Below are 24,752 nucleotides of genomic sequence, written 5' to 3' on the forward strand. Positions count from 1 at the left end.
AACGATGCTCCTGTGGTCAGAAGGGCGGGATGTCGTCCTCTTCGGGCAGTCCGGCGAAGGGATTGCCCGTGAGCTTGGCTGGTTCTGCCGCCTCGGAAGGCCGGGTGGCCCAGGCGGGGAAGGGGAAGGCCACGGCGAGCGGCACCGGGATCTCCGGCTGGGCCACGAACATGGTGCCCGGTTTGGCGATGGTGGCCCGGTCGCGGACCGTGGGCGGCAGCCAGCCGTACTCCGACCTGGCCGCCTCGGCGGGGTCGAGGCGGCCGGCGACGCGGATCGCGCTGTTGGAGACGATGCGCCGCTCGACCTCGGAGGCGGTCTGCTGGGCGCCGATGAGGATCACACCGAGGGAGCGTCCGCGCTCGGCGACGTCGAGGAGGATCTCCTTGATGGGCGAGTCGCCCTCGCGCGGAGCGTACTTGTTGAGCTCGTCGAGCACGACGAACAGCAGCGGCTTGGCGGTGCCGGAGGACTCCTTGCGGTGGAACTCGCCGCGCAGCACCACGCCCACGACGAACCGTTGGGCCCGCTCGGGCAGGTTGTGCAGGTCGACGATGGAGACCTGGGCGTCGGAGGTGCGGATGGAGTGGCCGCGGTAGAACGGCAGGTCGCCGCGGACGATCGGCGACAGGGGCCGCACGGCGCTGCGCAGGCGGCGCAGGAAGGCGTTGACGGTGCCGAGCGGGGTGGTGGCGCCGGTCCACTCGCGTCGTTCGTCTTCGTCCTGGAGCTGGTCGGAGATGAGCTCGACGAGGTCGGAGAAGGTGCGGCACGAGGTGCCCCTGACGCGGACGGCGCCGCCGTCGCCGACCGGCTCCGCCCAGCTCTGCAGCCGGGCGGCGATCTGGCCGACGAGCAGGGAGTAGCCGGCGCGCTCGTCGTCGGAGTCGGCGAAGACGAAGCGCAGCAGCTCTTCCTGGCAGAACTCCACGAGGGTCCAGTAGAAGGCGCTGACGCCGTGGGTGCGCGCCGAGACGTGGGGCACGCCGTTGGGGTCGTTGGGCCGCGGCGGGGCGAAGACGTGGACGCTGCCGAAGGGCTGGGCGGGCAGGCCGAGCCTGGTGTAGTCGCCGGGGCCGGTCAGCTTGGTGTTGGGGTGGTCGAGGAAGAGCAGGTCTTCGCCCTTGACGGAGAAGATCAGTGCCTTGGTGTTGGCCGACTCTCCGCCGAGCACTCCGGAGTTGAAGATGGAGTAGAGCAGGAAGGTTGCGAAGGAGGTCTTGGTCGCCACGCCCGAGACGCCCGAGATCGAGACGTGGGCCCCGCGGGTGCCGTCCATGAAGTCGAAGTTGAGGTAGAGGGGGCGCCCGTCGCGGCCGCTGCCGATGGGGATGCGCCGGTCCATGACGTCGAAGTAGAGCGCCTGGTCGCGGTCGGCGCTCTCGGCCAGGAACACCTTCTCGCCGGGCAGCGGCGGCACGAACACCTCGGGCTCGACCCGGGTGACGCGCACCTCGGCGACCTCCACGACCGCCGCGGGCAGGGCGCCGTCGGCGATGAGGAAGACGTCGCTGTCGAACGCGGCGCCCTCGTGCCTGGCCTCGACGGTGGTCACCACCCCGGCGACCAGGATGGGTCCGTGTCCGGGCACGTCGCGCCTGGTCACCACCACGTCGTCGAGTTGCACGACCTTGCCCGGCTCCAGGCCGATCCAGAACGACAGGGGCGAGGCGGCCTGGGTGCCGAGCACCCTGCCCACGGCCACGCCGATGGTGGCGCGCCCATCGGCTCCCTCATGTCGCTCGGTCACATCAGCTGTCACAGGTCGCAGCGTAACCGGTGCTCCCGACGATTCCCGGTCGCGCAATGCCAGGCGGGTATGCCCGAAGGGTCCCCAGATCGTTGTCAATTCTTCCTTGACTGGCCGTCGCCACTCTGAGTAAATGACATTTCACTCCATCGAGGATGGAGGGCGCAAAAGTGCAGGACTATCCCTATCCCGAGGCCCCCCGGTCCGATGCGGTCGAGCGCCTCCACGGCAAGACGCTCAGCGATCCCTACCGGTGGCTCGAAGATCCGGAATCCGCCGAGTCACGCGGCTGGCTGGCGGCGCAGGAGTCGTTGTGGCGCCGCCACGCCGCGACGATCCCCCTTGACTCGCCCGTCCTGACAAGGATCGGCCAGGCGGCCGGCGCGGGCCTGGTCACCTCCCCGAGATGGCGCGGCCGTCACCGGTTTCACCTGCGGCGTACGGCGGGGCAGGCCCATCCCGTGTTGTTCCGCGACGGCCATCCGCTCCTCGATCCGAACCTGCTCGACCCCGACGGCAGGGTGTCGCTGCTCGCCTGGCATCCCGATGCCGAGGGTCGCAGGGTCGCCTGCCAGTTCGCCCGCTCCACCGCGGCCCAGCCCGCGCTCTACATCGTCGACGCCGACACCGGCCAGGTGATCGACGGGCCCATGCTCGGGTGCGGGCCGTCGCTGGCCTGGCCGCCCGGCGGCGCCTGCTTCTTCTACACGCGGGCGGGCCACGTCCTGCGCCACCGGATCGGCGCTCCCGCGCGCGACGACGTGCGCATCACCGGCGAGCCGGGCGACTACCGCCTTGCCGCCTCCGACGACGGGCGCTGGGTGATCCTGACCTGCGTCACCGCGGCGGGCGACGACGTCTGGCTGGTCGATCCGCTCGAACCCGGCGTGCCGCGTGCCGTACACGTGGGCCTGGACGCCCGCGCCACGGTCTCGGTCGGCCCCGACGGGCGGGTCTACGTCATGACCACGATGGGGGCGGAGCGCGGCAGGCTCTGCGTCGCCGACGCGGCCACGCCCGGCCAGTGGCGCGAGCTGGTCGCCGAGGATCCGCTCGCGACGCTGACCGGGTTCGCCGTCCTGGACGGCCCGGCGCTCGGGCGCCCGGTGCTGCTGGTGAGCCACACCCGCGACGCGATCTCCGAGCTGGCCCTGCACGACCTGCTGACCGGCACCCGCCTGCGGCCCGTCTCCCTGCCGGGCGCCGGCAGCACCGGGCCGCTCGTCACCCGCGCCCGGCCTGCCTACGAGGCGTTCTTCACCTACACCGACCACGTCACGCCGCCCGCCATCCTGCGCTTCGACGCCCGCGACCGGGGCGTCGAGACCTGGATGCAGGCGCCGGGCACCGTCGGCCACGAGCCCGTGACCGGCCATCGGGTCACCTGCACCTCGCGCGACGGCACGCGGATCCCGCTGACCATCCTGGCCAGGCGCGACCTGCGCGGCCCGCGACCGGCCATCCTGTACGGCTTCGGCGCCTTCGGCATCCCGCTCACCCCGGCCTACTCCAGCCACGTGCTCCCGTGGCTGGACGCGGGCGGCGTCTTCGCCCTGGCCGGGGTGCGAGGGGGCGGCGAGGGCGGCCCCGGCTGGCACGAGGCGGCGCGGCGGGGGACGAAACAGCGCTCCTTCGACGACCTGATCGCCGCCGCCCAGGCCCTGGTCGAGCTGGGCTGGACCACGCCCGACCGGCTGGGCCTGTGCGGCGAGTCCCACGGCGGGCTGCTGGTCGGCGCGGTGATCACCCAGCGGCCCGAGCTGTGCGCCGCCGCGGTGCTGGTCGAGCCGGTGCTCGACATGGTCAGGTACGAGCACTCGCCGCCGGCCGCCGAGTGGCGCGAGGAGTACGGCAGCGCCGACGACCCGGTGGAGCTGTCGTGGCTGCTGTCCTACTCCCCCTACCACCACGTCAAGCCGGGTGTGGCCTACCCGGCGACGCTCTTCGTCGTCCAGCGCGACGGGGCGCGGGCCGACGCCATGCACGCCCGCAAGATGTGCGCGGCGATGCAGGCGGCCACCACGAGCCGCCGTCCGGTCCTGTTGCGGCACGAGCGCGGGCGCGGCTCCGACTGCCTCGCCCGTGACCTGCTGTCGTTCATGGGCGTGCACACCGGGCTGATCTCCCCGGCGTGAGGGAGCCGCCTCCCCCGCGCGGGGGAGGTCCGGCCCGGGCGGCCACGCGAGGCTGGGGCCATGACGATCGACAGCACCCCACGGCCGAAGGTGAAGGATCGGGCCGCGCCCGGACGGCGGTGGCCCGCGCGGGTCACCTCCCTGGCGGCCCTGTGGTCCCTGGCCTACGGCGCGCTCGGCCTCTGGTGGACCTTCGGCGGCGACGGTTTCCCCTTCGGCGTCGGCGACCGGGAGGCCGAGCTGTCGCTCCTGGCCGGGCTGACCCCCCAGATCGGCGGCCCCGTCATCGCCGCCCTCGGTCTCGGCGGCGCGCTCGTGGCGCTGCTGATGGCGCGCGGCGCCGGGCCGCGCCCGCTCGTGATCGGCTTCGCGGCGATCATGGCCGTCGGGCTGGCCGTGGTGATCCCCGACTACCGGGTGCTGATGCTGGTCGCCTACGCGCCCATCCTCCTCGTCGCCCTCCCTCTCGGCCTGCTCCCCATCGACCCCGCCATGGCTCTGGCCTGGCCCAGGATCAACCTGCTGATCGTGACCGCGGGCGGCATCCTGTGGGGCGTCGCCGCCTTGGCCTACCACCGGCGTACGGCGGGCGCCTGCGTCAGCTGCGGCCGCCGCGACACCCTGACCCACCGCCACTGGACCACGCCCGAGTCCGCCCGCCGCTGGGGCTTCTGGGCCGTGCACGTGGCCGCGCTCGTCCCCGAGATCTACGGCGTCACCCGCTACGCCTGGGCCCTGGGCATCCCCCTGGGCATGGACGCGCAGACGCACGCCGAGGGAGCCGAGAGCGGCCTGTGGCTGGTGGGCGCCTTTCTCGGCGTGCTGGGCACGCTCGGCGCGATCCTCACCATCGGGCTGAACCGTCCGTGGAGCGAGATCTGGCCGCGATGGGTGCCGCGGCTGCGCGGCAGGCGGGTGCCGACCATGTTCCCGGTGATCTTCGCGGGCATCGTCAGCGTCGTGGTGTTGTCGGCCGGGCTGATGTTCTGGTGGCAGACCCTGCGCACCGGCTTCGACTGGGCGAACTGGGCCATGGGAGGTCCGCAGATGTTGTGGCCGCTGTGGGGCGTGGCCCTGGCCGTCGCCGCCTACGGTTACTACCTGCGCACCAGGGGCACCTGCCGTACCTGCGGCCGCTCTTGACGCCCACAGCGAGATCGACTAGATGTCAGAGGGCCCCCGACTCACCCCCTCCGGAGGACTTATGCGACTCGCCCTGGCAGCGTTGACCACAGCCTCGCTGCTCACGGCCGGCGCCCTGCCCGCCTCGGCCACCACCCCGGCCGCCGAGCGACCGCCGAAGACCACCAAGGGCCCCTGCGCCTACACCGAGACCCCTGACGACCCCGCGGTGCGCAAGGTGCACCTGCCGCCGGATCCGCGCCGCACCCCGGCCAAGCCGGTCAAGGTGGTCCTGGAGACCAACCACGGCGACATCACCCTCTCGCTCGACCCGGCCAAGGCGCCCTGCACCGTGCAGAGCTTCGTGCACCTGGTGCGCCACCGCTTCTACGACCGCACCTCCTGCCACCGCCTGACGGCCTACGACCGGCTCAAGGTGCTGCAGTGCGGCGACCCGAGCTTCACCGGCTCCGGCGGTCCCGGCTATCGCTACAAGGACGAGCTGCCGACCGACCTGCCACCGTGGCCGGGCGACCCGACGGGCGAGCGCCGCACCTACGCCCGAGGCCTGCTGGCCATGGCCAACGCGGGGCCCGACACCAACGGCAGCCAGTTCTTCCTCGTCTACGGCGACTCCGGCCTGCGGCCCGCCTACACCGTGTTCGGCACCGTCGACGCCGAGGGGCTGGCGGTGCTCGACCGCATCGCCGCCGGCGGTATCCAGCCGGTCCCCGACGGTCCCACGCCGCCGGTCGACGGCCTGCCGGTGCTGCCCGCCGACATCCGCGACGCACGGATCAGCCACCGCTGACCGCGCGAGGTGACGCGGGCGGCCGCGGGCCGCCCGCGTCCGGTCCCGGACGGTGACGAAGGCCGGACGGTTACGAATGCGCGGGGAATGCTTAACCTCGAGGAGAGATGCCGCATCCACCCGCGATGGGAGCATGATGAGCGCCGAGATCGTGCCCGGCCCCCTGGGAACCCCCTGTCCCGACTTCGTCAGGCGCCGGGAGTCGGCGCCCCTGGACCCGGCGCTCCTGCCGAGCGGTCATCTCGTGCCGCTGGCGGTGCGATACTCCGACGTCCGGGCGCTGCTCGGCTCGCCCGTCTCCAGCCGCAACCTGCGCTTACCCGGGCTGCCCCGGCTGGTCAGCGGGCGTTCCATCGACGACGACCCCGACTCCCTGATCAACCAGGATCCGCCCGAGCACACCCGATACCGGCGGATCATGTTCGGCGCGTTCACCCCTCAGCAGGCGGAGCGCTGGCGCCCCCAGGTCGCGGAGCTGGCCGAGGAACTGCTCGACGGCCTCGGCACGAGGTTCGACCTGATGCGCGACTTCGGCATCCAGCTGACGATCCGGATGATCTGCCGGGTGCTGGGCGTCTCGGAGGAGCACCGCGACCGGTTCATCGAGTACACGGCCCTGTTCCTGTCGACCTCCACCGCGTCGCAGGAGTCGCGGATGCGCGGCTACCAGGAGTTCATCGCCTTCTGCGCCGAGCTCGTGGCGCGGCATCGCGCCGAGCCCGGTGACGACCTCATCGACCTGCTCATCCAGGCGCGCGACGAGGGCGACAGGCTCACCGAGGGCGAGCTGGTCAACACCGTCCAGGCGCTGATCGCGGCAGGCTACGAGACGACCGCTTCGATGATCTCCAAGGGCGTGCTGCGCCTGCTGACCCATCCGGACCAGTGGGCCGAGCTGGTGGCCGACCCGAAGCTCGCGGCGGCCGCGGCCGAGGAGGTGCTGCGCTACGACGGCCCGCCCGCCAGCGCGTTCATGCGCCGCATGACCGCCGACGTCGAGATCCCCAGCGGGAAGCTGGCCGCGGGCGCGGTGGTGCTGCCGCACATCAACGCCGCCAACCACGACCCGGAGGTCTTCGCCGAGCCCGAGCGGTTCGACATCCACCGTTTCGGCGCCGGACCGCCCAACCACCTGGCCTTCGGGTACGGCGCGCACCGCTGCCTGGCCGCGGCCCTGGCCAGGGTGGAGCTGGTGGAGGCGCTGCGCGCGCTGGCCACCAAGCGCCCCGGGCTGCGCCTGGCCGTCGCGCCCGAGGAGATCCGGTGGACCGACGGCCTGGTCCACGCCCCGCTCATGCTCCCGGTCGACTCGTGAGAAGCGCCCACTGGTACGGCGGCGCCGACCGCAACGGCTACATCCACCGGGCCTGGATGCGTCGCGGCCTGCCCGGTCACGCCTTCGACGGCCGCCCGCACATCGCGATCGCCAACACCGCCTCCGCGTTCACCCCCTGCAACGCCCATCTGGGCGAGGTGGCGGCGAGCGTGGCCAACGGCGTCTACGAGGCCGGCGGCATCCCCCTGGAGCTGCCGGTGCTGTCGCTGGGCGAGACCAACGTGCGCCCCACCGCGATGCTGTGGCGCAACCTGGCCGCGATGGCGGCCGAGGAGATGTTCCGCGCCAACCCGATCGACGGCCTGGTCCTGCTCGGCGGCTGCGACAAGACGATCCCCTCCCTGCTCATGGCGGCCGCCTCGGTCGATCTGCCCGCCGTGGTGGTGCCGGGCGGGCCGATGCTGACCGGCACCTTCCGAGGGGTGCCGCTGGGCTGCGGCACGGACGTGTGGCGGCTCAGCGAGGAGGTCCGCGCGGGCACCCTCTCGCAGGCGCAGTTCAGCGCCTCGGAGTCGTCGATGATCCGCAGCCGGGGACACTGCAACACGATGGGCACCGCCTCGACCATGGCCTTCATGGCCGAGGCTCTCGGCATGACCGTGCCGGGCATGGCCGGGACCCCGGCGCCCGACTCGCGGCTGCTGGAGGGCGCCCACGCGAGCGGCCGGCTGGCCGTGGAGCTGGTGGCGCGGGACAGGACGCCGAGCCGGATCATGACCCGCGCGTCGTTCCTCAACGCCGTCGTCGCGCTGGCCGCGATCGGCGGATCCACCAACGCGGTCGTGCACCTGCTGGCCGTCGCTGGGCGGCTGGGCGTACGGCTGTCGCTGGACGACTTCGACCGCACGGGTTCCGGCGTGCCCCTCCTGGTGGACCTGCAGCCCGCCGGGCGGCACCTGATGGAGGACCTGCACAGGGCGGGCGGATTCCTCGCGGTGCTGCGCGAGGTGCGCGACCTGCTCGACCCCGCCCCGATCACGGTGACGGGCGCGCCCCTGACCGAGTACCTGGACGAGGCGGCCATCTGGGACGAGGAGGTCATCAGGCCCAGGAACCGGCCGCTGCTCGACGACGCGGGCATCGCCGTCCTGAGAGGCAACCTGGCCCCTGACGGCGCGGTCATCAAGCCCGCGGCGGCCTCCCCGTCGTTGTTGCGCCACCGGGGGCGCGCCGTCGTCTTCGACAGCGTCGAGGACGTGCGCGCCCGCCTCAACGACCCCGCGCTCGACGTCGACGAGAGCTCGGTGCTGGTGCTGCGCGGCTGCGGGCCGCGCGGCTATCCCGGCATGCCCGAGGTCGCCAACCTGCCGCTGCCTCCCAAGCTGCTGGCCAAGGGGGTGCGCGACATGGTCCGCGTGTGCGATGGGCGCATGAGCGGCACCGCCTACGGCACGGTCGTGTTGCACGTCGCGCCGGAGGCGGCGGCGGGCGGGCCGCTCGCGCTGGTGCGCGAGGGCGACCCGATCGTCCTCGACGTCGAGGCGCGCCGCATCGACGTGGACGTGCCCGACGCCGAGCTCCTGGCGCGCAAGCCCGTGCAGCAGGGTTTCGCCTCGCCCGTGCGCGGCTGGCAGCGCCTCTACATCGATCACGTCACCCAGGCCGACACCGGCTGCGACCTCGACTTCCTCATCGGCTCCAGCGGGCACGCCGTCGACAGGGAGTCACACTAGAAGGAGATTGTCCTGTTGGGCTTGGTCTCGACGGCGAGCAGGCCCTTCAGGTAGGAGTAGAAGCCCTCGGCGTCGATCTCCTCCACGACCGTGGCGTTGGCGGTCAGGCCGTGCACGCCCCACGACATCGCCGAGTAGCCGCGCGTCAGCTCGCCGCCCGTCTCGACGTCGACGTGGTAGCGCGCGGCCCGCCGTACGAGCTCGGGGTGGAAGAGCACGGCGGAGGTCAGCGAGTCGGGGTGGGTGGTGCCGTCGATGCCGACGCTGCGGTCGAACTCGAGGGTGGCGGCGCACACGCGGATGAAGAAGTCCGACAGCGGGGTGCCGAGCGCGGCGATCGCGTCGAGGCGCTCCTGGCCGAAGACGGCCTGGCGCAGCGTGAGCGGGTCCCACGGGATGACGGTGACGTCGAAGCCCGCCGCGAAGACGGTCTTGGCCGCCTCGGGGTCGACGTAGAAGTTGAACTCGGCGGCGGCGGTGATGTTGCCGCGGCCGTTGTTGGAGCCGCCCATGACGTACAGCGTCTTGACGTTCCGCGCGAAGCCGGGGTCCTTGACGACGGCCATGGCGATGTTGGTGAGGGGCCCGATGGCCACGACCGACAGCTCGCCCGGCGACTCGGCGGCCAGGCGGACCAGGGCGTCGACGGCGTGCTCGGCCTCCGGCGCCAGGCCGGACACGTCCATGTCGAGACCGCCCGCGCCGTCACCGTGCACGTTCTCCGCGCTCTCCCACTCGCGCACCATCGGCCGGCGGCAGCCCAGGTGGATCGGGATCTCGCCCAGGCGGCCCGTCACGTTGAGCGTCAGGTAGGCGTTGCGGACCTGGCGGTCGAAGCCGACGTTCCCGGCGACCATCGTGATGGCGCGCAGGTCCGCCACGGGGTCGAGCAGCGCGGTGATCAACGCGACGCAGTCGTCCTGCGCGGTGTCGGTATCGATGATCAAAGGGACAGTCATATGCGCTCCATTTTCACTATTTGTCTATCTATGTCTACCATATGTCTATGCGACTAGCTGTGGTGGGGAGTTACGGTGCCGGGCTGACCATGCGCGTGCCCCGCATGCCCGAGGCCGGGGAGACGCTGCCGGGCGGCCTCTTCGCCGCGGGACCCGGCGGCAAGGGCTCCAACCAGGCCATCGGCGCCGCCCGCCTGGGCGCCGAGGTCTCCTTCCTCACCGCCGTCGGCCCCGACGCCTTCGGACAGGAGGCCAGGCGGCTGTGGGAGGCCGAGAGCGTCGACGCGACCGTGGTCGAGGCCCGCGCCGCCACCATGGTCGGCGTCATCCTGGTCGAGGAGGGCGGCGAGAACCGCATCGTCATCGCCCCGGGGGCCCTCGACGAGCTGCGGCCCGAGCACGTGGCCGCCTTCGCCCCGCGGATCGCCGCCGCCGACCTCGTGCTGGTGTGCAACGAGATCCCGCAGGACGTGGTCTCGGCGACCCTGCGCACCGCCCGCGCCCACGGCGTGCGCACCCTGCTCAACCCCGCCCCGGCGCGCGAGCTGCCCGCCGGGGACCGCGCGCTCGTCGACGTCCTGACTCCGAACCTCGGCGAGGCCCGTGTCCTGACCGGCCTGACCGGCTCGGAGCCCGGCGAGCTCCTCGACGCCCTGCGCGCCGCCTTCCCCGCCACCACCATCGTCCTGACCTGCGGCCCGGCCGGAGCCTACGTCGACGACGGCGCCGAGAGGTTCCACGTCGGCCCGGTTCCGCCCGGCCGCGTCGTCGACACGACGGGCGCGGGCGACGCCTTCACGGCCGCCCTGGCCGTCTCGATCGACCGGCCGCTGCGCGAAGCCGTGCGCTTCGCGGCGGCGGGCGGCGCCCACGCCGTCTCCCAGCACGAAGCGATCCCCGGACTCGGCAGGATCGCCGACCTCGAAGCCCTTCTGAAAGGCGCAGACTCGTGAACCTCGCTCCCTACATCCAGCACACGGCCATCGAGGCCGGACTCACCAGGGACGACATCGTCCGGCACTGCGAGGAGGCCGCGCAGTACGGCTTCAACGCCGCGATGATCCCCGCCTCCTGGGTGCCGCTGGCCGCCGAGGTGCTGCGCGGCACCGGCGTCGCGGTCGCCTCCGCGCTGGACTTCCCGATCGTGGGCGTCATGACCTCGGCGGGCAAGGCCGCCGAGGCGCGGGCCATCGCCGAGGCCGGAGCCGACCAGCTCGACATGGGCGTGCAGGTGGGCTGGCTGCGCAGCGGCATGGACAAGGAGTTCCACGACGACATCGCCGGCGTCGTGGCCGCGGGCATCCCGGTGAAGGTGATGCTGGAGCTGCCGCTGCTCACCGAGGCCGAGAAGGAGCGCGCCGTCGAGCTGTCCATGGAGGCGGGCGCCGCCTACCTGAAGAACGCAAGTAGCGGTTCGGTGGAAATCGCCAATACGGGTAGCATCTCCTGGCTGGCCGCCCGCGTGCGCGACGGCGTGCAGGTGAAGGCCTCCGGCGGCATCAAGAGCGCCGAGCAGGCCCGCGAGCTGCTGGCGGCCGGCGCGACCCTGCTGGGCACCAGCGCCGGGATCAGCATCGTCAAGGGCGAGAGCGCGGAGGGCTCCTATTAACGACACGGGCCTGAGCACGGAGATCTCGCGGGGGTCAGGAGAGCCGCTCCACCTGCAGATCGAGCGGGCCATCCGCGAGCGCATCGTCTCCGGCCGCTGGCCGGCGCGCTTCAAGCTGCCCGCGGAGCCCGCCCTGGCCGCCGAGCTGGGCGTCAACCGCGGCACGGTCCGCAAGGCGCTGGCCGTCCTGACCGAGGACGGCCTGCTCACCCAGACCCGCGGCCGCGGAACGTTCGTGGCGGCCGGCGCGGCCGAGCCGGGCATCGCCCAGCGGTTGCGCTCGCTCACCGAGGACTTCCGCGACCAGGGCTACGTGCTCACCCCCGAGGTGCTCAGCTCCCGGCTGGAGCGCCTGCCGCTCCCGGTCGCGGCCATCCTCGGCGTCCCGGCCAACGCCCCCGCGCTGCGCCTGGTCCGCGTCTTCCACTGCCAGGACGGGCCGCTGGCCTACCTGGTCAACTACGTGCGCGCCGACCTGTGCCCGGGCATCGAGAACGTCGACTTCACCTCCTCCTCGCTCTTCGACACCCTGGAGAGCGTGTACCGCCTGCGCATAGCCGAGGGCCGGCGCACCTTCAGCGCGGAACCCGCCCGCGAGGAGGTGGCCGACGCCCTCGGCCTGTCGCCCGGCTTCCCCGTGCTCTACCTGGAACAGGTGACCTACGCGGCCGACGGCCGCGCGGTGGAGTACTCAGAGGTGTGGATCAACAGCGTCCACGCCAAGATCACGTCCCACCTCGAACGCTGACCTCCAGGAGCCCGACGGAGGAGCTCCCCGTGCTGTTCAGCACGACGCGCAGCCTCGTGGTGCTCACCGGGGAGAACGCGACGGTGTTGTACTGGTTCTTGGCCAGCGGATAGCCGCCGGGGATGTCGGCGTAGGCGCTGCCGTTCCAGTACTGCAGCTTCCACGACGCGGGCATGTCGATGCCCTGCTCGTCGTCGAAGAAGTAGACGTCGGCGCGGTTGACGCTCTGAGCCGACGGCCAGGTCAGCTCGGCCCACTGCTGGCCTGACTGCGGCCAGGTGCCCCACCGCGTCCCCTGGTTGGCGCCAGGGATGTTGGAACCGGCGGGGTCGCCTCCGGTGTTGATCGCCGCGCAGCTCTCCCACGCCGAGGTGTAGGAGCAGGCCGGCGTGGCCGACAGCGCGAGGTTGGGACTGCCGCCGCCGAACGTGAACGTCCTGGTCACCGGGGTGCTCCTGCGGTCGTAGTCGCGCAGTTCCACCGTGAAGGTGCCCGACGCGGCCGTGGGGGTGCCGCTGATGACGCCGGTGAACCGGTCGAGCGTGAGCCCGGCGGGCAGCGCGCCGCTCGTGACGCGCCAGTCGTAGAACGGCACGCCGCCGCGCGCGGTCAGGGTCTGGCTGTACGGCTGACCGGCGACGGGAGCCGGCAGCGAGGTGGTCACGATCGAGGGCGCCAGGAACGGCGTCAGGTTCTTGTTGACCTTCCATCCCGCGTTCTCCGCCACCAGCAGCGCCAGCTTGGTCAGCATCCACCGGCGGGTCGGGAACATGTGGTTCCATCCGCCGCTCTGCCCGCTGAGCCGGTCCCAGTAGGGCTGGGTGCCGGGGATGTGATAGCTGCTGTCGAGCGGTACGGCGGAGCCGTGATAGCCGATCACCTCCTGGTCGTTGGCGCCGGAGGTGCTGACGTAGGTGCGCATGCCCGCCCAGTCGCTGTGGAAGGCGACCGCGTGGCCGTACTCATGCATGACCAGCCCGTGCACGTCGAGCACCGGCCCGGCGATGTCGGTCCGCCACCAGTCCTCGTCGGCGAGCGAGGTGAACAGCTGCTTGCCCGCCTCGTCGTATTCGAAGATCATCGCCGTGGAGCGGTGGATCGGCCCGGGATCCTGCACGCCGTTGTGCTTGTGGTAGGTGCCGTTGCCGGCCGGGTACCCCGTGGAGTAGGGCGTCTGGATGCCGCGGAAGAACACGTACATCCCGTTGTAGGCCTGGTTGTTGGTGACGTTGACGGTGTTCTGCCAGTCGTTGCCCGGCAGGTGGTTCGACTCGGCCCCCGAGGCGACGGTGTCGTACGGGGTGAGCTCGAAGAAGCGGAACCAGTCCTTGACGGCCTCCTCCGCCGCGGTGCGGAAGGCGGCATTGTTGAAGTAGCCGGTGATGGTGTCGTAGCGGTAGTCGAAGACGATCGGGATCGTGGGCTGGATCGCCGTCTTCTCGTCCTGCTGGACCCTGATCGGCATCGACTGGGCGAAGGTGGCGCCGGCGTTGTCGCGGATGTTGAGCCGCAACGTGTACTGCTCGTCGTTGCCGGGGCCGCGCTTGGAGTGGATGGCCAGCCGGAAGAGCCTGGACTCCGAGGCGTTGGCGAAGGTCAGCGTCTTCGTCGCGCCGGTCGCCGTGAGCTGGCTGGGCAGGTCCATCATCAGCCGGGAGGTGCCCTCGGCCTTCAGGTCGACGGTCACCGGGAAGACGGCGTCCTGCGGCGGGCGGACGGTCAGCTCGACGTAGGGGTTGGCCAGGTAGCCCTGCCAGTCGACGAGCTTGACGCCGTAGGAGTTGACGGTGCGGCCGAAGATGTCGACGACCTGGGCCGCCGAGATGGCGTGCGCGGGCCTCGCCAGGGTGCATAAGACGAGGAGGAGTGCCATGAGCAGGCGTTTCACGTGACCTCAATTCTTGATGCCGGTGAGGGTGACCCCTTCGATGAAGTAGCGCTGCAGGAAGAAGAAGAGCGCGATGATCGGGGCGATGACCGCCGCCGAGGCGGCCATGAGGTAGCCCCACTGGGTGATGTACATGCTCTGGAAGGAGGCCAGGCCGATGGAGAGGGTGTAGCTCTCCTCGTCGGTGAGGTAGAGCAGCGGCCCCAGGAAGTCGTTCCAGGTGCCGATGAAGGTGAAGATCGTGACCACGATCAGCGCCGGCCGTGACAGGGGCATGACGACGGTCCAGAAGACCCGCCACGGACTGGCGCCGTCGATGTAGGCGGCCTCGTCCAGCTCGAAGGGGATGGTCAGGAAGAACTGCCGGAGCAGGAAGACGTTGAGCACGCCTCCCCCGGCTCCGGCGAACCAGCTCGGCACGGTGAGCGGGATGATCGTGTCGAGCGCGCCGAGCTCCTGCCACATGACGAAGGTCGGGATCAGGGTGACGGCGTAGGGCAGCATGATGCTGCTGAGCAGCACCGCGAAGACCGCGTCCCGGCCCCTCCAGCGCAACCTGGAGAAGCTGAAGGCGGCGATGGAGCAGGTCACCACCGTGCCGAGCACGCTGATCACGGCGATGACCACGGTGTTGACGAAGTAGCGGCCGAACGGCTGGGCGGTGAGCGCCTCGGTGAAGTTCGACCACTGGAACGGATCGGGGATCCATTCCGGCGGCGCGACGAACATCTGGGCGTCCTGCATCAGGGCGCTGCGGATCAGCCAGACGAAGGGCACCAGGGTGACCGCCGCCCCGAGTCCGAGCGCCACGTAGACCCATCTCATCGGGCTGCCGCCATCTCGTAGTAGACCCAGCGCCTGGCGTTGCGGAACAGCAGGAAGGTGACCAGCACGATCACCATGAACAGCACCCAGGCCAGCGCGCTGGCGTAGCCCATCTCGCTCTCGCGGAAGGCCTTGCGGAACAGGTAGTAGACGTAGAAGAGGGTGGCGTTGCCGGGTCCTCCCTCGGTCATGACGTAGGCCTGGTTGAAGACCTGGAAGGTGCCGACCACCCCGACGACCAGGTTGTAGAAGATCGTCGGGGTCATCATCGGCAGGGTGACGTGCCAGAACCTGCGCAGGGGCCCGCCGCCGTCGATCGAGACCGCCTCGTAGAGGTGCCGGGGCACTCCCTGGAGCCCGGCCAGGAAGATCACCATGGTGTTGCCGAATCCCCAGGTGCTCATGATGATCAGCGAAGGCACCGCCGTACCCTCGTCGTAGATCCACATCCCGTGCTGGCGCAGCAGGGAGTTGAGCAGCCCGAAATCGGGATTGAAGATCCAGATCCAGAGCACCACGTTGGCGATGGAGGGCACCAGGGTCGGCAGGTAGAAGATCGTGCGCCAGATCGCCAGGCCCCGCACCCGCTGGTTGAGCAGCATCGCGACCGCGAAGGCCACGATGAGCGCGACCGGCACCGAGCCGAGCGTGTAGTAGGTGGTGACCGACAACGACTGCCAGAACAGCTCGTCCCGCACCAGGTCCTGGTAGTTCTGGACGCCGACGAACGACGGCGTCCCGCCGATCTGCCAGTCGGTCAGGCTGAAGGCCAGCGACGCCACCATCGGCCCTGCGGTGAAGATCAGGAAGCCGAGGATCGCGGGGACCGCCAGGATCCAGCCCCAGCGGCGCTCCATGCGCTTCTGGCCCGACAGCGCCATCTACAGCTCCTGCGTGTGCTGCCAACCCTGGAGCAGCCCCGTGACCTTGGGCGTGACCTCCTTGAGCACCTCGGCGGCTGGTCGCTTGCCCGTCTCGATCTCCTGCAGCGCCGGGGTGAGCACGTCGGCGCTGATCGCCGACAGGTTCTTCAGCCGCCCCCGGATGTCGGGCACGCCGTGGTCGCGCGCGTAGTCGACGACCGCCGTGCGGAACTCGGGCGGGTGGCCGTCGTTCTTCGTCCACGAGTCGATCGCCGTTTGGTCCTCGTAGTACTTGCGCTCCTGCGGCATCCACAGGCCCTGCTTGTAGAGGTCGACGTAGCGGGGATCGATGTGGAAGGCGAACAGCTCGACGGCCTCCTCCGGGTGCTTGGTGCCGGCGAACACCGCCGAGGCGCCCGCGACCTGGCTGGTGGTGTACGGCTCGCCGTACTTGGGCAGCACGCCGATGCCGTAGTCGACCTTGCTCTCGTTCATGTCGAGCAGGCTCCAGTGCCCGTCGACGACCATGGCCACGCGCTTGGTCTTGAGCAGGATGTTGGTGCCCGGCACGTCGTCGCCGGTGGCGGCGAGCTGGCCCGGCCCCGGCATGACGCGGTGCTTGTAGATGAGGTCCTGGAGGTTCTGGAAGACCTGGACCGCCTCGGGCGAGTCGAGCAGGCACCTGGTTCCCGCCCGGTCGGCGAAGTCGGCGCCGTTGCTGCGCAGGAAGCCGTACCAGGCGGCGGCGTAGGTGATGCTGCAGGAGATGCCGAACTGCCTGACCCGCCTGGGGTCGAAGCCGGACTCGTCGGGGTGCTTGCCGTTCTGGTCGACGGTGAGCCTGTAGGCGTTCTGGATCAGGTCGTCCCAGCTCCAGGCGCTCGACGCGACGGCGGGCGGGGTGACCCCGGCCTCGGCGACGGCCGACCTGCTGTACCAGAGCAGCTCGATCTCGTTGGCGGTGGCGACGCCGTGCAGCTTGTCGGCTCCGTACCAGAGGTAGGCGTCGTCCAGATACCCCGTCAGCTGCGGGTATTTCGACAGGTAGGGGAAGAGGTTGACGAGCTTGCCCTGCTCCGCCAGCCGGAACGACATCGCCATCGGCACGTAGCCGACGTCGGGCACCTTCCCGCTGGCGACCAGGGTGTTCAGCTTCACGTCGTACTCATCGGGCGTGAACAGCGGCTTGACCGTCACGCCCGGCTTGCTCTGCTCGAAGGCCTTGAGCATCTTGTCCACGGCCTTCTGCTCGAACGTCGAGCCCCAGTACATGAACTGCAGCGGCACGTCGCGGCCCGCCTGCTGAGTACTGCTGCCGCACGCCCCGGTCAGGGCCAGCGCGCCTAACTTGAGCAGATCACGTCGTCTCATCGGAGTCGTCCTTTACGCGAGGGGGACCCAGACCCGCATCGCGCCGCCGTCCCGGTTGTCCCACTGGAAGTAGGGGATGGCCGTCGCGGTCGTGCCGGTGCTGGTCGCGAGGTGGTGGGGCGTGTACGGCAGGCCTTGCGAGGCCTCGGTGACGCGCAGCGCGTCGGTCTCGATCAGCACGGTCCTGCCGATGCCGGGAAGCTCGGCGTGGACCACGCGCAACTGCGCGTCCTCGGCCAGGGCCAGGTCCTCGACGTCCTGGTCGGCCTGTTCGAAGCAGTAGACGAGCGGCCCGCGCTCGATCGCCGCGCACCCCCGCAGCGCGTCGATCCGGTGGTGTGGGAAGACCAGCCGGGGCGTCATGTCGAGCTCCAGCTCGGCCTGCTCGCCCACCTGCCAGGTGCGCGGGTGCCCGGTGTAGCCCTCACCGGGCACCCGCAGCATGAGCGACCACGGCGTGGCGGGCGCCCTGGTCACGGTGATCATGACCCGCCCGTCCCACGGGTAGTCGGTCTCGACCGACACCGCGAACTCCCCGGCGTCGATCGTCCCCGGCATGTACTGGTGCACGTAGAGGGCGTTGTCGCGGGCGGTGGCCACGTAGTGCCCGAGCGAGGAGAGCAGCCGCATGATGTTGGGCGGGCAGCACGCGCACGCGAACCAGCCGCGCCGCCGTCCGAGGTAGGCGTCCTCGACCAGGTCGGCCCGCCGCTGCAGCGGGTTGACGTAGAAGAAGCGCTCCCCGTCGGCCGAGGTCGAGGCGGCGAAGGCGTTGTAGAGCGTGCGCTCGATCAGGTCGGCGTAGCGCACGTCGCCGGTGGCCAGCAGCAGCCGCCAGTTCCAGTGGATGCTCGCGATAGCGGCGCAGCTCTCGTTGTAGGCGCGGTCGGGCGGCAGCTCGTAGCGCTCGCCGAACGCCTCGCCGTCGTGCCGGGATCCCAGCCCGCCGGTGATCGCGGTCTTGGTGGCGACCATGTCCTCCCAGCGTCTGACGGAGCACTCCATCAGCGACTCGTCGTCGGTCTCCAGGGCGACGTCGACGACCCCGGCCTCCAGGTAGAGCTGGCGGACCGCGTGCCCGACGGCGGTGTCGGCCTCGCGTACCGGCAGGTGGTCCTGCGCGTACAGCGGGCCCAGCCCGGTCTCGGGGATCAGCCCCTTGCCCCGGTTGTCGATCAGCTTGGCGGCCAGCTCCAGGTAGGAGCGCTCGCCGGTCAGCCGGTAGAGCTCGACCAGCGCGGTCTCCACCTCGGCGTGCCCGTCGACGCCGTCGTGGCCGCCGTCGAGGAAGACCCGCACCATCTGGTCGGCGAACCTCCTGGCGACCTCGACGAGCTGCGGCGCGAGCCCGGCCCGCGCCGCCGCCACGGCCGCCTGGAACAGGTGGCCCGCGCAGTACATCTCGTGGCTCCACTCCAGCTCGGCGTAGACGCGGTCCGGCTTGACGAGCTGGTAGTGGGAGTTCAGGTAGCCGTCGGGACGCTGCGCGCGGGCCAGCAGCGCCGCCGCCTGCTCGGCGAAGGTCTGGTACGGCTCGCCCGGCTGCCTGGCGTGCTCCCAGGCGACGGCCTCCAGCTGCTTGTACAGGTCGGAGTCCTGGAACCGGTATCCCTGGAAGTCGCCGGAGGCCTCCCCGGCGGCGATGCGCAGGTTGGACAGGACACCCGAGCGTTCCATCTGCTCCAGGCCCAGCGGGATGGTCGCCTGCCGGTTGATCTCCTGACGCAGGCCCCAGAGCCCACCGGTGATCCGCACATCCTGGACGCCGAGCGGCCGATGTGCTGATTTAGTCGGTACGGCAGGCCCGCTCATAGAGCTCCTTCGGTGATGAGAAAACCTTTGCTCAAACCGTAGGGTGTAATATTTCACGCGTCAACGCATTGAAAGGCAAACGATTGCCCACAACGATCAAGGACGTCGCCGCCGCGGCGGGCGTCTCCGTCGGCACGGCGTCGAAGGCGCTCAACGGCCTGGGCAGGATGCGCGAGGACACCCGGGCCCGGGTGCTGGCCGCCGCCCGGCAGCTCGGCTTCCGGCCCAATCCCCTCGCGCAGGGGCTGCTGGCCGGGCGCACGTTCACCGTCGGCCTGGTCAGCAGCGACAGCTTCGGCCGCTTCAGCATCCCGGTGATGCTCGGCGCCGAGGACGCCCTGGGCGCCGGGCAGATCTCGGTGTTCATGTGCGACACCCGCGACGACCCCATCCGCGAGCGCCACTACATCGAACGCCTGCTGGCCAGGCGGGTCGAGGGCATCATCGTCACCGGCCGCCGCACCGAGCCGCGTGCCGGCATCGGCCAGAACCTGCCGGTGCCCGTCGTCTACGCGATGACGCAGTCGGTCGACGAGCGCGATCTGTCGATCATCCCCGACGACCGCGGCGGTGGCGAGCAGGCCGCGCGCCACCTGCTGGCCACCGGGCGCGAGAAGATCGGGCACATCACGGGGCCAGAACGGTTCCAGGCCGCCAGGCTGCGCGCGCAGGGGCTGCGCGACGTGGTGGAGCCCGCGGGCGAGGTGCTGTTCGGCGAGTGGAGCGAGGAGTGGGGGCGCCAGGGCGCCGACATCCTCCTGCGTGCCGTACCCGACGTGGAGGCGATCTTCTGCGGGAGCGACCAGATCGCCCGCGGGGTCGCCGAGACCCTGCGGGAACGAGGCAGGCGGGTGCCGGACGACGTGGCGCTGGTCGGGTTCGACAACTGGGAGCCGATGGCGCTGGCCTGCCGTCCGCCGCTGACCACGATCGACATGAGCCTCGGCGACATCGGCAGGATGGCCGCCGAGCACCTGCTCAACGTGATGGCGGGCCAGCCGGCCGAGAGCGGTGTGCGCACCGTCCCGGCCGGTCTGGTGATCCGTGAGTCCACGCGGGTGGCTCAACTGCCGTAGACCTTCACTTCGAGCAGGCCCACGGAGGCCGTGCCGTTGGCGGTCAGCGCCACCCTGAGCCGGGTGGTGTTCACCGCGGGGAAGGTGACGGTGTTGTACTGGTTCTTGTTCAGCGTGTACGTGCCGGGGACATCGACGTAGGAGCTGCCGTTCCAGTACTGCAGCTTCCACGACGCGGGCATGTCGATGCCCTGCTCGTCGTCGAAGAAGTAGACGTCGGCGCGGTTGACGTTCTGCGCCGACGGCCACGTCAGCTCCGCCCACTGCTGGCCGGTCTCCGGCCAGGTGCCCCACCGCGTCCCCTGGTTGGCGCCCGGGATGTTGGAACTGGCCGGATCGTCACCCGTCCTGATCGCCGCGCAGCTCTCCCACGCCGAGGTGTAGGAGCAGGCCGGTGTGGCCGACAGGGCGAGGTTCGACGGTGGTTGCACGCCTCCCCGGTTGTAGATCTTGATCTCGGTCAGGCCGGTCTTCGCGCTGTTCGTCGCGAGCACCCTGACCCGCTGCGCGGTGACGGCGGGGAAGGTCACCTTGTTGAGGTTGGCGCGCGGGGTGCCGGGCGCTTTGACCTGGCTCGGGACGTTCACCCACGCCGTGCCGTTGTGGTACTGCACCTCGTAGGCCGTCGGGGCCCGGTAGGTGGTGCTGGCCGGTCTCGAGTCGCGGAAGTGCAGCCAGACCTCGCTGAAGGTCTGCGCCGAGCCGAAGTTGATCTCGTACCAGTCCTGGGCGTTGGGCGATCCTCCCGCACCCCAGAACGGCTCGTTGGTCGGGAAGCCGTCACGCGCCCCCGCCACGGTGGTGCCGGAGCCGGTGAACGACGCGCTGGCCGTCCCCATGGTCGCCAGGTTCGTGAGGTTGGCGGTCAGGTCGACGCCCGCCTTGCCCAGCAGGTCGACCATCTGGGCGCTGGTGTGGGTGACCTGGCCGGGCGCCTGGATGCCGCCGGCCGCGCTGTTGTGCATCACGGTCGCGTTCGTGGTGACCGCGCCGGTGGCCGGGTTGTAGGTCATCGGCGCGAGCTGGTTGATCGTGGCCCGCCTGGTGCCGTTGAGGAAGATCGAGTAGCCCTCGGGCACGCCGGGGTAGCGCACCACGCCGTCGGCCGGGTCGTCCCAGACGATGGTCAGGTCGGCGTTGCGGTAGCGCAGGTTGTTGACGGTGAAGTGGGTCCAGCCGATGTTGATCGGGCTGAGCTCCACCTGGGCGTCGCTGCGCGGGCGCAGGCCCGCCACGTCCTCGACGATGGTCCAGTTGCTGCTGCCCAGGATGTTGTGGTGGATCCACGAGCGGTAGGCGATGCTGCTGCCGTTCCAGTCGGCCCAGAACTCGTTGGCGTCGGGCCACTGGGTGTTGCCGTTGACGTACTGCGCCCAGGCGTTCCAGTAGAGCAGCTTCTTGTACCAGGTGGCGTCGAGCCACTCGTTGGGGTAGTTGCGCAGCACCGAGGAGAGCAGGCGGAACTGCACGGTGGAGTTGATCGTGGAGAAGTTGTTGCTGCCGGTGCCGCTGGCCGCCTTGTCGGCCTGGTTGGCGGTGTAGAACGGGAAGATCGGATACTGCGCCGGGTCGTCGAAGAGCCTCAGCGCCTGCTTGTACGCCGTGGTGTTGGGGATCGCCCCGACCGCGAACGGGTAGTAGTTGTTGATCTCCTTCCACGGGTTGAAGGTCCCGTCGGGGTAACGGTGCTCGAACAGCTGCCTGCCGGGGTTCCACAGGACCGTGGTCAGCGCGTTGCCGATCTCGGTGGCCAGGGTGTTCATCTCGTTGGCCTTGGCGGTGTTGCCGATCGCCGCGTAGGCCTGCGCGGCGGCCCGCGCCCCGCTGTACTGGTAGGCGCCCTCGGCGCGGTCCATCCGGCCGGCCCGGTAGTGGAAGGAGACGGCGTCGGCGTCGTTGCCGGTCAGCGCGCCCCAGTCGTACTCGATGATCCGGTTGCTGTTGGTGTCGTAGAAGGACAGCTGGCCCTTGACGTCCTGCTCGGCGTACCTGGCCAGGTTGGCGACGATGCCGGGCTGGCCACCGTGGATCTGGTAGCTCTTCCAGGCCGCCTCTGAGACGTACTGGGTGTAGCTGTTGGACCAGTTCTCCGGGTCGCCGGGGTTGTCGACGAACCTGCCGTTCCTGGAGGTCTGGCCGATCGAGAGCCACGGGCCGTAGGACCACGCCGGATTGCGCAGGTACTTCAGGTCGTCGATGTGCATGGGCTGGGTGAGCACGATCGCGTTGTTGTAGCCCAGCACGCCCTCCATCGAGGTGGGGAACTGGAAGGTCTGGCCGGGGATGTCGGCGTCGAGGTGGTTGAAGCGCATCAGCCACCAGCGGTAGTAGATGTTCTTCTTGATCGCCGGTTCCGGGACGTCGATGTAGGGCACGTTCTGCGCCCACCACAGGTTGTAGGCGCGCACGTGGGTGGCGAAGGCGGTGGCCGGGGTGTGGGCGCGGTAGGCGTTGTACTCCGTCAGCGAGTCGGGGATCTCGCCGGCGACGAAGCCCATCTGCACCTTGACCGTGACCGTCTGGCCGGCGTTGACGGTGACGCTCCTGTTGAGGCCGCCGGAGCTGACCGTGAAGCTGTCGCCCGACAGTCTCGGGTACAGGGTGGTCAGGTTGTTGTAGGCGTTGACCTGGCCGGTCAGCTCGGTCCCGCTGGCCGTCGTGGCGTAGGGGGAGGTCGCGCGGAGGGTCAGCGTCGTGGCCGAGCCGCCGTTGTTGGTGATCGCGACGTTGGTGACCGCCACGTTGTTGTGGGTGATGAACTTGCTGACGTTGGCGGTCAGCGAGCCGCTGGTGTGCACGCTCTTCCAGTGGCTGGGGGCCTGCCAGCGCTGGCCGGCCTGCTCGGTCCAGGTGCCGGGGCTGATGGCGACGGCGTAGGCGTTCTGGTTGCTGATGCTCTCCCAGTAGGCGACCTGGCCGCCGAAGCCGATGACGGAAGGGGTGTGGGTCTTCATGAACAGGGCGCGGCCCCGCGTCATCAGCCAGGTGCCCGCGGGGTCGTTGCCGGGTCTGGCCAGGAGGCGGTCCATCCAGAAGTCGGTGCCGGAGCTCTCGGCGTCGTAGATGGCCTGCATCATGTTGCCGGTCGTGTAGCCGACCGGCGCGTTCGGTACGGCGGGGCCGCTGAAGGTGGGGTAGCCGATCGTCTGGTCGGCCTGCGCGGGGGAGGCCATGGCCACGATGAGGAGGAGGGCGAGGAGGATGCGTTTCATGGCAGGACCCGCCATTCGAGCACGCCGGTGGAGTGGGTGGTCTTGGAGGTGATGGCCAGCCTCAGCCGCGTGGTGCTGACCTGGGGGAAGGCGGAGACGTTGAAAGTGTTAGCGTTAACACCACAGGCCGATGAAAGCGGCACGTAGGCGCTTCCGTTCCAGTACTGCAGCTGGCACGAGGCGGGCAGGTCGATGCCCTGGTTGTCGTCGAACCAGTAGACCTCCGACCGGCCGATGGTCTGGGCGGTCGGCCACCGGTACTCGATCCACTCGGTGCCCCGGCGGTCCCAGTTGCCGTAGGCGCCGTGGCTGCGGTCCTGCGAGCCGGCCGGGGTGAAACCGTCCTTGATCGCCCCGAGCGTCTCCCAGGGCGAGACGTACGAGGTGTACGGCGTGGCGGACAGGGCCAGGTTGCCCGTGGCGGGCCCGGTGGTCTGCACGACCTTCTGCATCGTGCCGTCGGCGTTGAAGGTGAGCTTGTCGAGCGTCACCGACCTGCGGAAGTTCCCTCCCCCAGGGGCGCCGGCGTTGTGGTAGACCATGTACCACTGACCCTTGAACTCGATGATCGCCGGATGGTTGGTCGTCGAGGTCACCTGGTCGAGCACGACTCCGCGGTGGGTCCACGGACCGAGCGGGTTGCTCGCGGTGGCGTAGCGCACACAGGCGTAGTTCGGCTGCGAGCAGGCCGAGTCGTTGGCGGCGTAGGCGAGGTAGTAGACGCCGTTGCGCTTGAACATCCAGGGGGCCTCCCAGAAGTTGGAGACGCCCTGCGGGGTGACCACCGAGCCGCTGATCGAGGTCATGGTGCTGTTGAGGCGGGCGGCGCGCAGCCCGTAGTAGGAGCCCCAGTACATGTAGACCTGGCCGTCGTCGTCGCGGAAGACCGTGGGGTCGATGTTGAGCGGCGAGGAGTTGGGTGTGCTGTCGCTCACCAGCGGCCCGCCGATCGCGTCGGTGAAGGGCCCCGTCGGGCTGTCGCCGACGGCGACGCCGATGTTCATCCAGCCGGGACCGTTGCCGTTGATCGAGACGAACCAGTAGTAGCGGCCGTCGGCTCCCCGCTCGACCTCGGAGGCCCAGGCGTCGGCGCCCGCCCAGGGGAAGGTGCTCAGGGAGAGCCTGGCGCCCTGGCCGGTGAAGGTGGTGGCGTCGGTGGAGGAGAAGACGTGCCAGTCACGCATGACGAAGTTGGTGCCGCCCGCGGGCGCCTCGTCGTGCCCGGTGTAGACGTAGAGGGTGTCACCGACGACCAGGGCGGCGGGGTCGGCGGTGTAGATCGCGGTCGTGATGGGCGCCGCCGCGGAGGCGGGGGCCGCCGACACCAGCATCAGGCCGACGGCGGCGACCGCGGCCCAGGCTCGTAATCGGATCATGCTGGAGCTCCTCCTCGAAATTATCTAAAAGGTTTTCGGAAACGTAAGCGCAACATGAGGGCCTGTCAATGGCCTGTCAGGGCAGGGTGCCTTTCAACGGTTTACAGCAGCCCGTGAAACTTTCATCCCGCATTGACCGCCGACGCCGTGACATCGCATGATCAGGACGTCTTCTGGTCAGGAGGA

Annotated in this window: 18 protein-coding genes and 1 pseudogene; 10 read left to right on the forward strand and 9 right to left on the reverse strand. The window is 70.3% G+C overall.

The window, feature by feature from the left end; genetic code table 11:
- Positions 1-16 precede the first annotated feature (16 nt).
- Entirely contained in the window at positions 17-1,762 is a 1,746-nt protein-coding gene (locus HNR30_RS25230) for an ATP-binding protein (protein ID WP_312894628.1), read from the reverse strand.
- 158 nt (positions 1,763-1,920) lie between these two features.
- On the opposite strand from HNR30_RS25230, the gene HNR30_RS25235 reads away from it, so the two are divergent.
- From HNR30_RS25235 to HNR30_RS25255, 5 genes are all read left to right on the forward strand, one after another.
- Complete coding sequence (locus HNR30_RS25235; RefSeq protein ID WP_312894629.1) at positions 1,921-3,885, forward strand: prolyl oligopeptidase family serine peptidase; 1,965 nt, start codon at positions 1,921-1,923, stop codon at positions 3,883-3,885.
- Between the two features lie 60 nt (positions 3,886-3,945).
- On the forward strand, positions 3,946-5,028 hold the full coding sequence (locus tag HNR30_RS25240) for a hypothetical protein (protein WP_181612504.1): 1,083 nt from the start codon (positions 3,946-3,948) through the stop codon (positions 5,026-5,028).
- 61 nt (positions 5,029-5,089) lie between these two features.
- Positions 5,090-5,818: a peptidylprolyl isomerase gene (locus HNR30_RS25245; protein WP_181612505.1), complete on the forward strand. Its 729-nt coding sequence runs from the start codon at positions 5,090-5,092 to the stop codon at positions 5,816-5,818.
- A gap of 136 nt (positions 5,819-5,954) precedes the next feature.
- Positions 5,955-7,133: a cytochrome P450 gene (locus tag HNR30_RS48105; RefSeq protein WP_181612506.1), complete on the forward strand. Its 1,179-nt coding sequence runs from the start codon at positions 5,955-5,957 to the stop codon at positions 7,131-7,133.
- Positions 7,130-8,827 (forward strand): IlvD/Edd family dehydratase, encoded by a 1,698-nt coding sequence (locus HNR30_RS25255; protein ID WP_181612507.1) that lies wholly within the window; start codon positions 7,130-7,132, stop codon positions 8,825-8,827. Before HNR30_RS48105 ends, HNR30_RS25255 begins: the two co-directional genes overlap by 4 nt.
- Here HNR30_RS25255 and HNR30_RS25260 read toward each other — a convergent pair.
- Entirely contained in the window at positions 8,824-9,786 is a 963-nt protein-coding gene (locus HNR30_RS25260; protein WP_181612508.1) for a nucleoside hydrolase, read from the reverse strand. The two genes, HNR30_RS25255 and HNR30_RS25260, sit on opposite strands and share 4 nt — an antisense overlap.
- 47 nt (positions 9,787-9,833) lie before the next feature.
- Between HNR30_RS25260 and HNR30_RS25265 the strand changes: the two genes are divergently transcribed.
- The 4 genes and pseudogenes from HNR30_RS25265 to HNR30_RS25275 all read left to right on the forward strand — a co-directional run bounded on the left by HNR30_RS25265 (position 9,834) and on the right by HNR30_RS25275 (position 12,143).
- Positions 9,834-10,739 carry a ribokinase gene (locus HNR30_RS25265; protein WP_181612509.1) on the forward strand — a complete coding sequence of 302 codons (906 nt, stop codon included), beginning with the start codon at positions 9,834-9,836 and terminating at the stop codon, positions 10,737-10,739.
- Positions 10,736-11,395, forward strand: a complete 660-nt coding sequence (gene deoC, locus HNR30_RS25270) for a deoxyribose-phosphate aldolase (protein ID WP_181612510.1) — start codon at positions 10,736-10,738, stop codon at positions 11,393-11,395. The genes HNR30_RS25265 and deoC overlap by 4 nt, the downstream gene beginning before the upstream one ends.
- Before the next feature lie 58 nt (positions 11,396-11,453).
- Positions 11,454-11,621 (forward strand): annotated as a pseudogene (locus HNR30_RS50280) (GntR family transcriptional regulator); the annotation flags it as partial.
- Between the two features lie 9 nt (positions 11,622-11,630).
- Entirely contained in the window at positions 11,631-12,143 is a 513-nt protein-coding gene (locus HNR30_RS25275) for a GntR family transcriptional regulator (protein WP_312894630.1), read from the forward strand.
- Here the strand turns inward: HNR30_RS25275 and HNR30_RS25280 are convergent.
- Genes HNR30_RS25280 through HNR30_RS25300 form a run of 5 tightly spaced genes read right to left on the reverse strand, consistent with a single transcriptional unit; the run spans position 12,121 to position 18,845 of the window.
- Positions 12,121-14,031 carry an Ig domain-containing protein gene (locus HNR30_RS25280; RefSeq protein ID WP_220133978.1) on the reverse strand — a complete coding sequence of 637 codons (1,911 nt, stop codon included), beginning with the start codon at positions 14,029-14,031 and terminating at the stop codon, positions 12,121-12,123. The two genes, HNR30_RS25275 and HNR30_RS25280, sit on opposite strands and share 23 nt — an antisense overlap.
- Before the next feature lie 6 nt (positions 14,032-14,037).
- A complete protein-coding gene (locus HNR30_RS25285; protein ID WP_181612511.1) occupies positions 14,038-14,856 on the reverse strand; it encodes a carbohydrate ABC transporter permease in 819 nt (272 codons plus the stop codon).
- Positions 14,853-15,737 carry a carbohydrate ABC transporter permease gene (locus HNR30_RS25290; protein WP_181612512.1) on the reverse strand — a complete coding sequence of 295 codons (885 nt, stop codon included), beginning with the start codon at positions 15,735-15,737 and terminating at the stop codon, positions 14,853-14,855. The genes HNR30_RS25285 and HNR30_RS25290 overlap by 4 nt, the downstream gene beginning before the upstream one ends.
- On the reverse strand, positions 15,738-17,090 hold the full coding sequence (locus HNR30_RS25295; RefSeq protein WP_181612513.1) for an ABC transporter substrate-binding protein: 1,353 nt from the start codon (positions 17,088-17,090) through the stop codon (positions 15,738-15,740).
- 12 nt (positions 17,091-17,102) lie between these two features.
- Complete coding sequence (locus tag HNR30_RS25300) at positions 17,103-18,845, reverse strand: glycoside hydrolase family 127 protein (RefSeq protein ID WP_220133979.1); 1,743 nt, start codon at positions 18,843-18,845, stop codon at positions 17,103-17,105.
- Positions 18,846-18,985: 140 nt separating this feature from the next.
- On the opposite strand from HNR30_RS25300, the gene HNR30_RS25305 reads away from it, so the two are divergent.
- Positions 18,986-19,978, forward strand: coding sequence for a LacI family DNA-binding transcriptional regulator (locus HNR30_RS25305; protein ID WP_246379165.1), 993 nt, complete (start codon positions 18,986-18,988; stop codon positions 19,976-19,978).
- Here HNR30_RS25305 and HNR30_RS25310 read toward each other — a convergent pair.
- Positions 19,966-23,190, reverse strand: coding sequence for a discoidin domain-containing protein (locus tag HNR30_RS25310; protein WP_181612516.1), 3,225 nt, complete (start codon positions 23,188-23,190; stop codon positions 19,966-19,968). The genes HNR30_RS25305 and HNR30_RS25310 overlap by 13 nt on opposite strands.
- A complete protein-coding gene (locus HNR30_RS25315; RefSeq protein ID WP_181612517.1) occupies positions 23,187-24,566 on the reverse strand; it encodes a glycoside hydrolase family 43 protein in 1,380 nt (459 codons plus the stop codon). Before HNR30_RS25315 ends, HNR30_RS25310 begins: the two co-directional genes overlap by 4 nt.
- Positions 24,567-24,752: the final 186 nt, after the last annotated feature.

Origin of the sequence: Nonomuraea soli, from assembly GCF_013761175.1 — a bacterium.
Classification (GTDB): domain Bacteria; phylum Actinomycetota; class Actinomycetes; order Streptosporangiales; family Streptosporangiaceae; genus Nonomuraea; species Nonomuraea soli.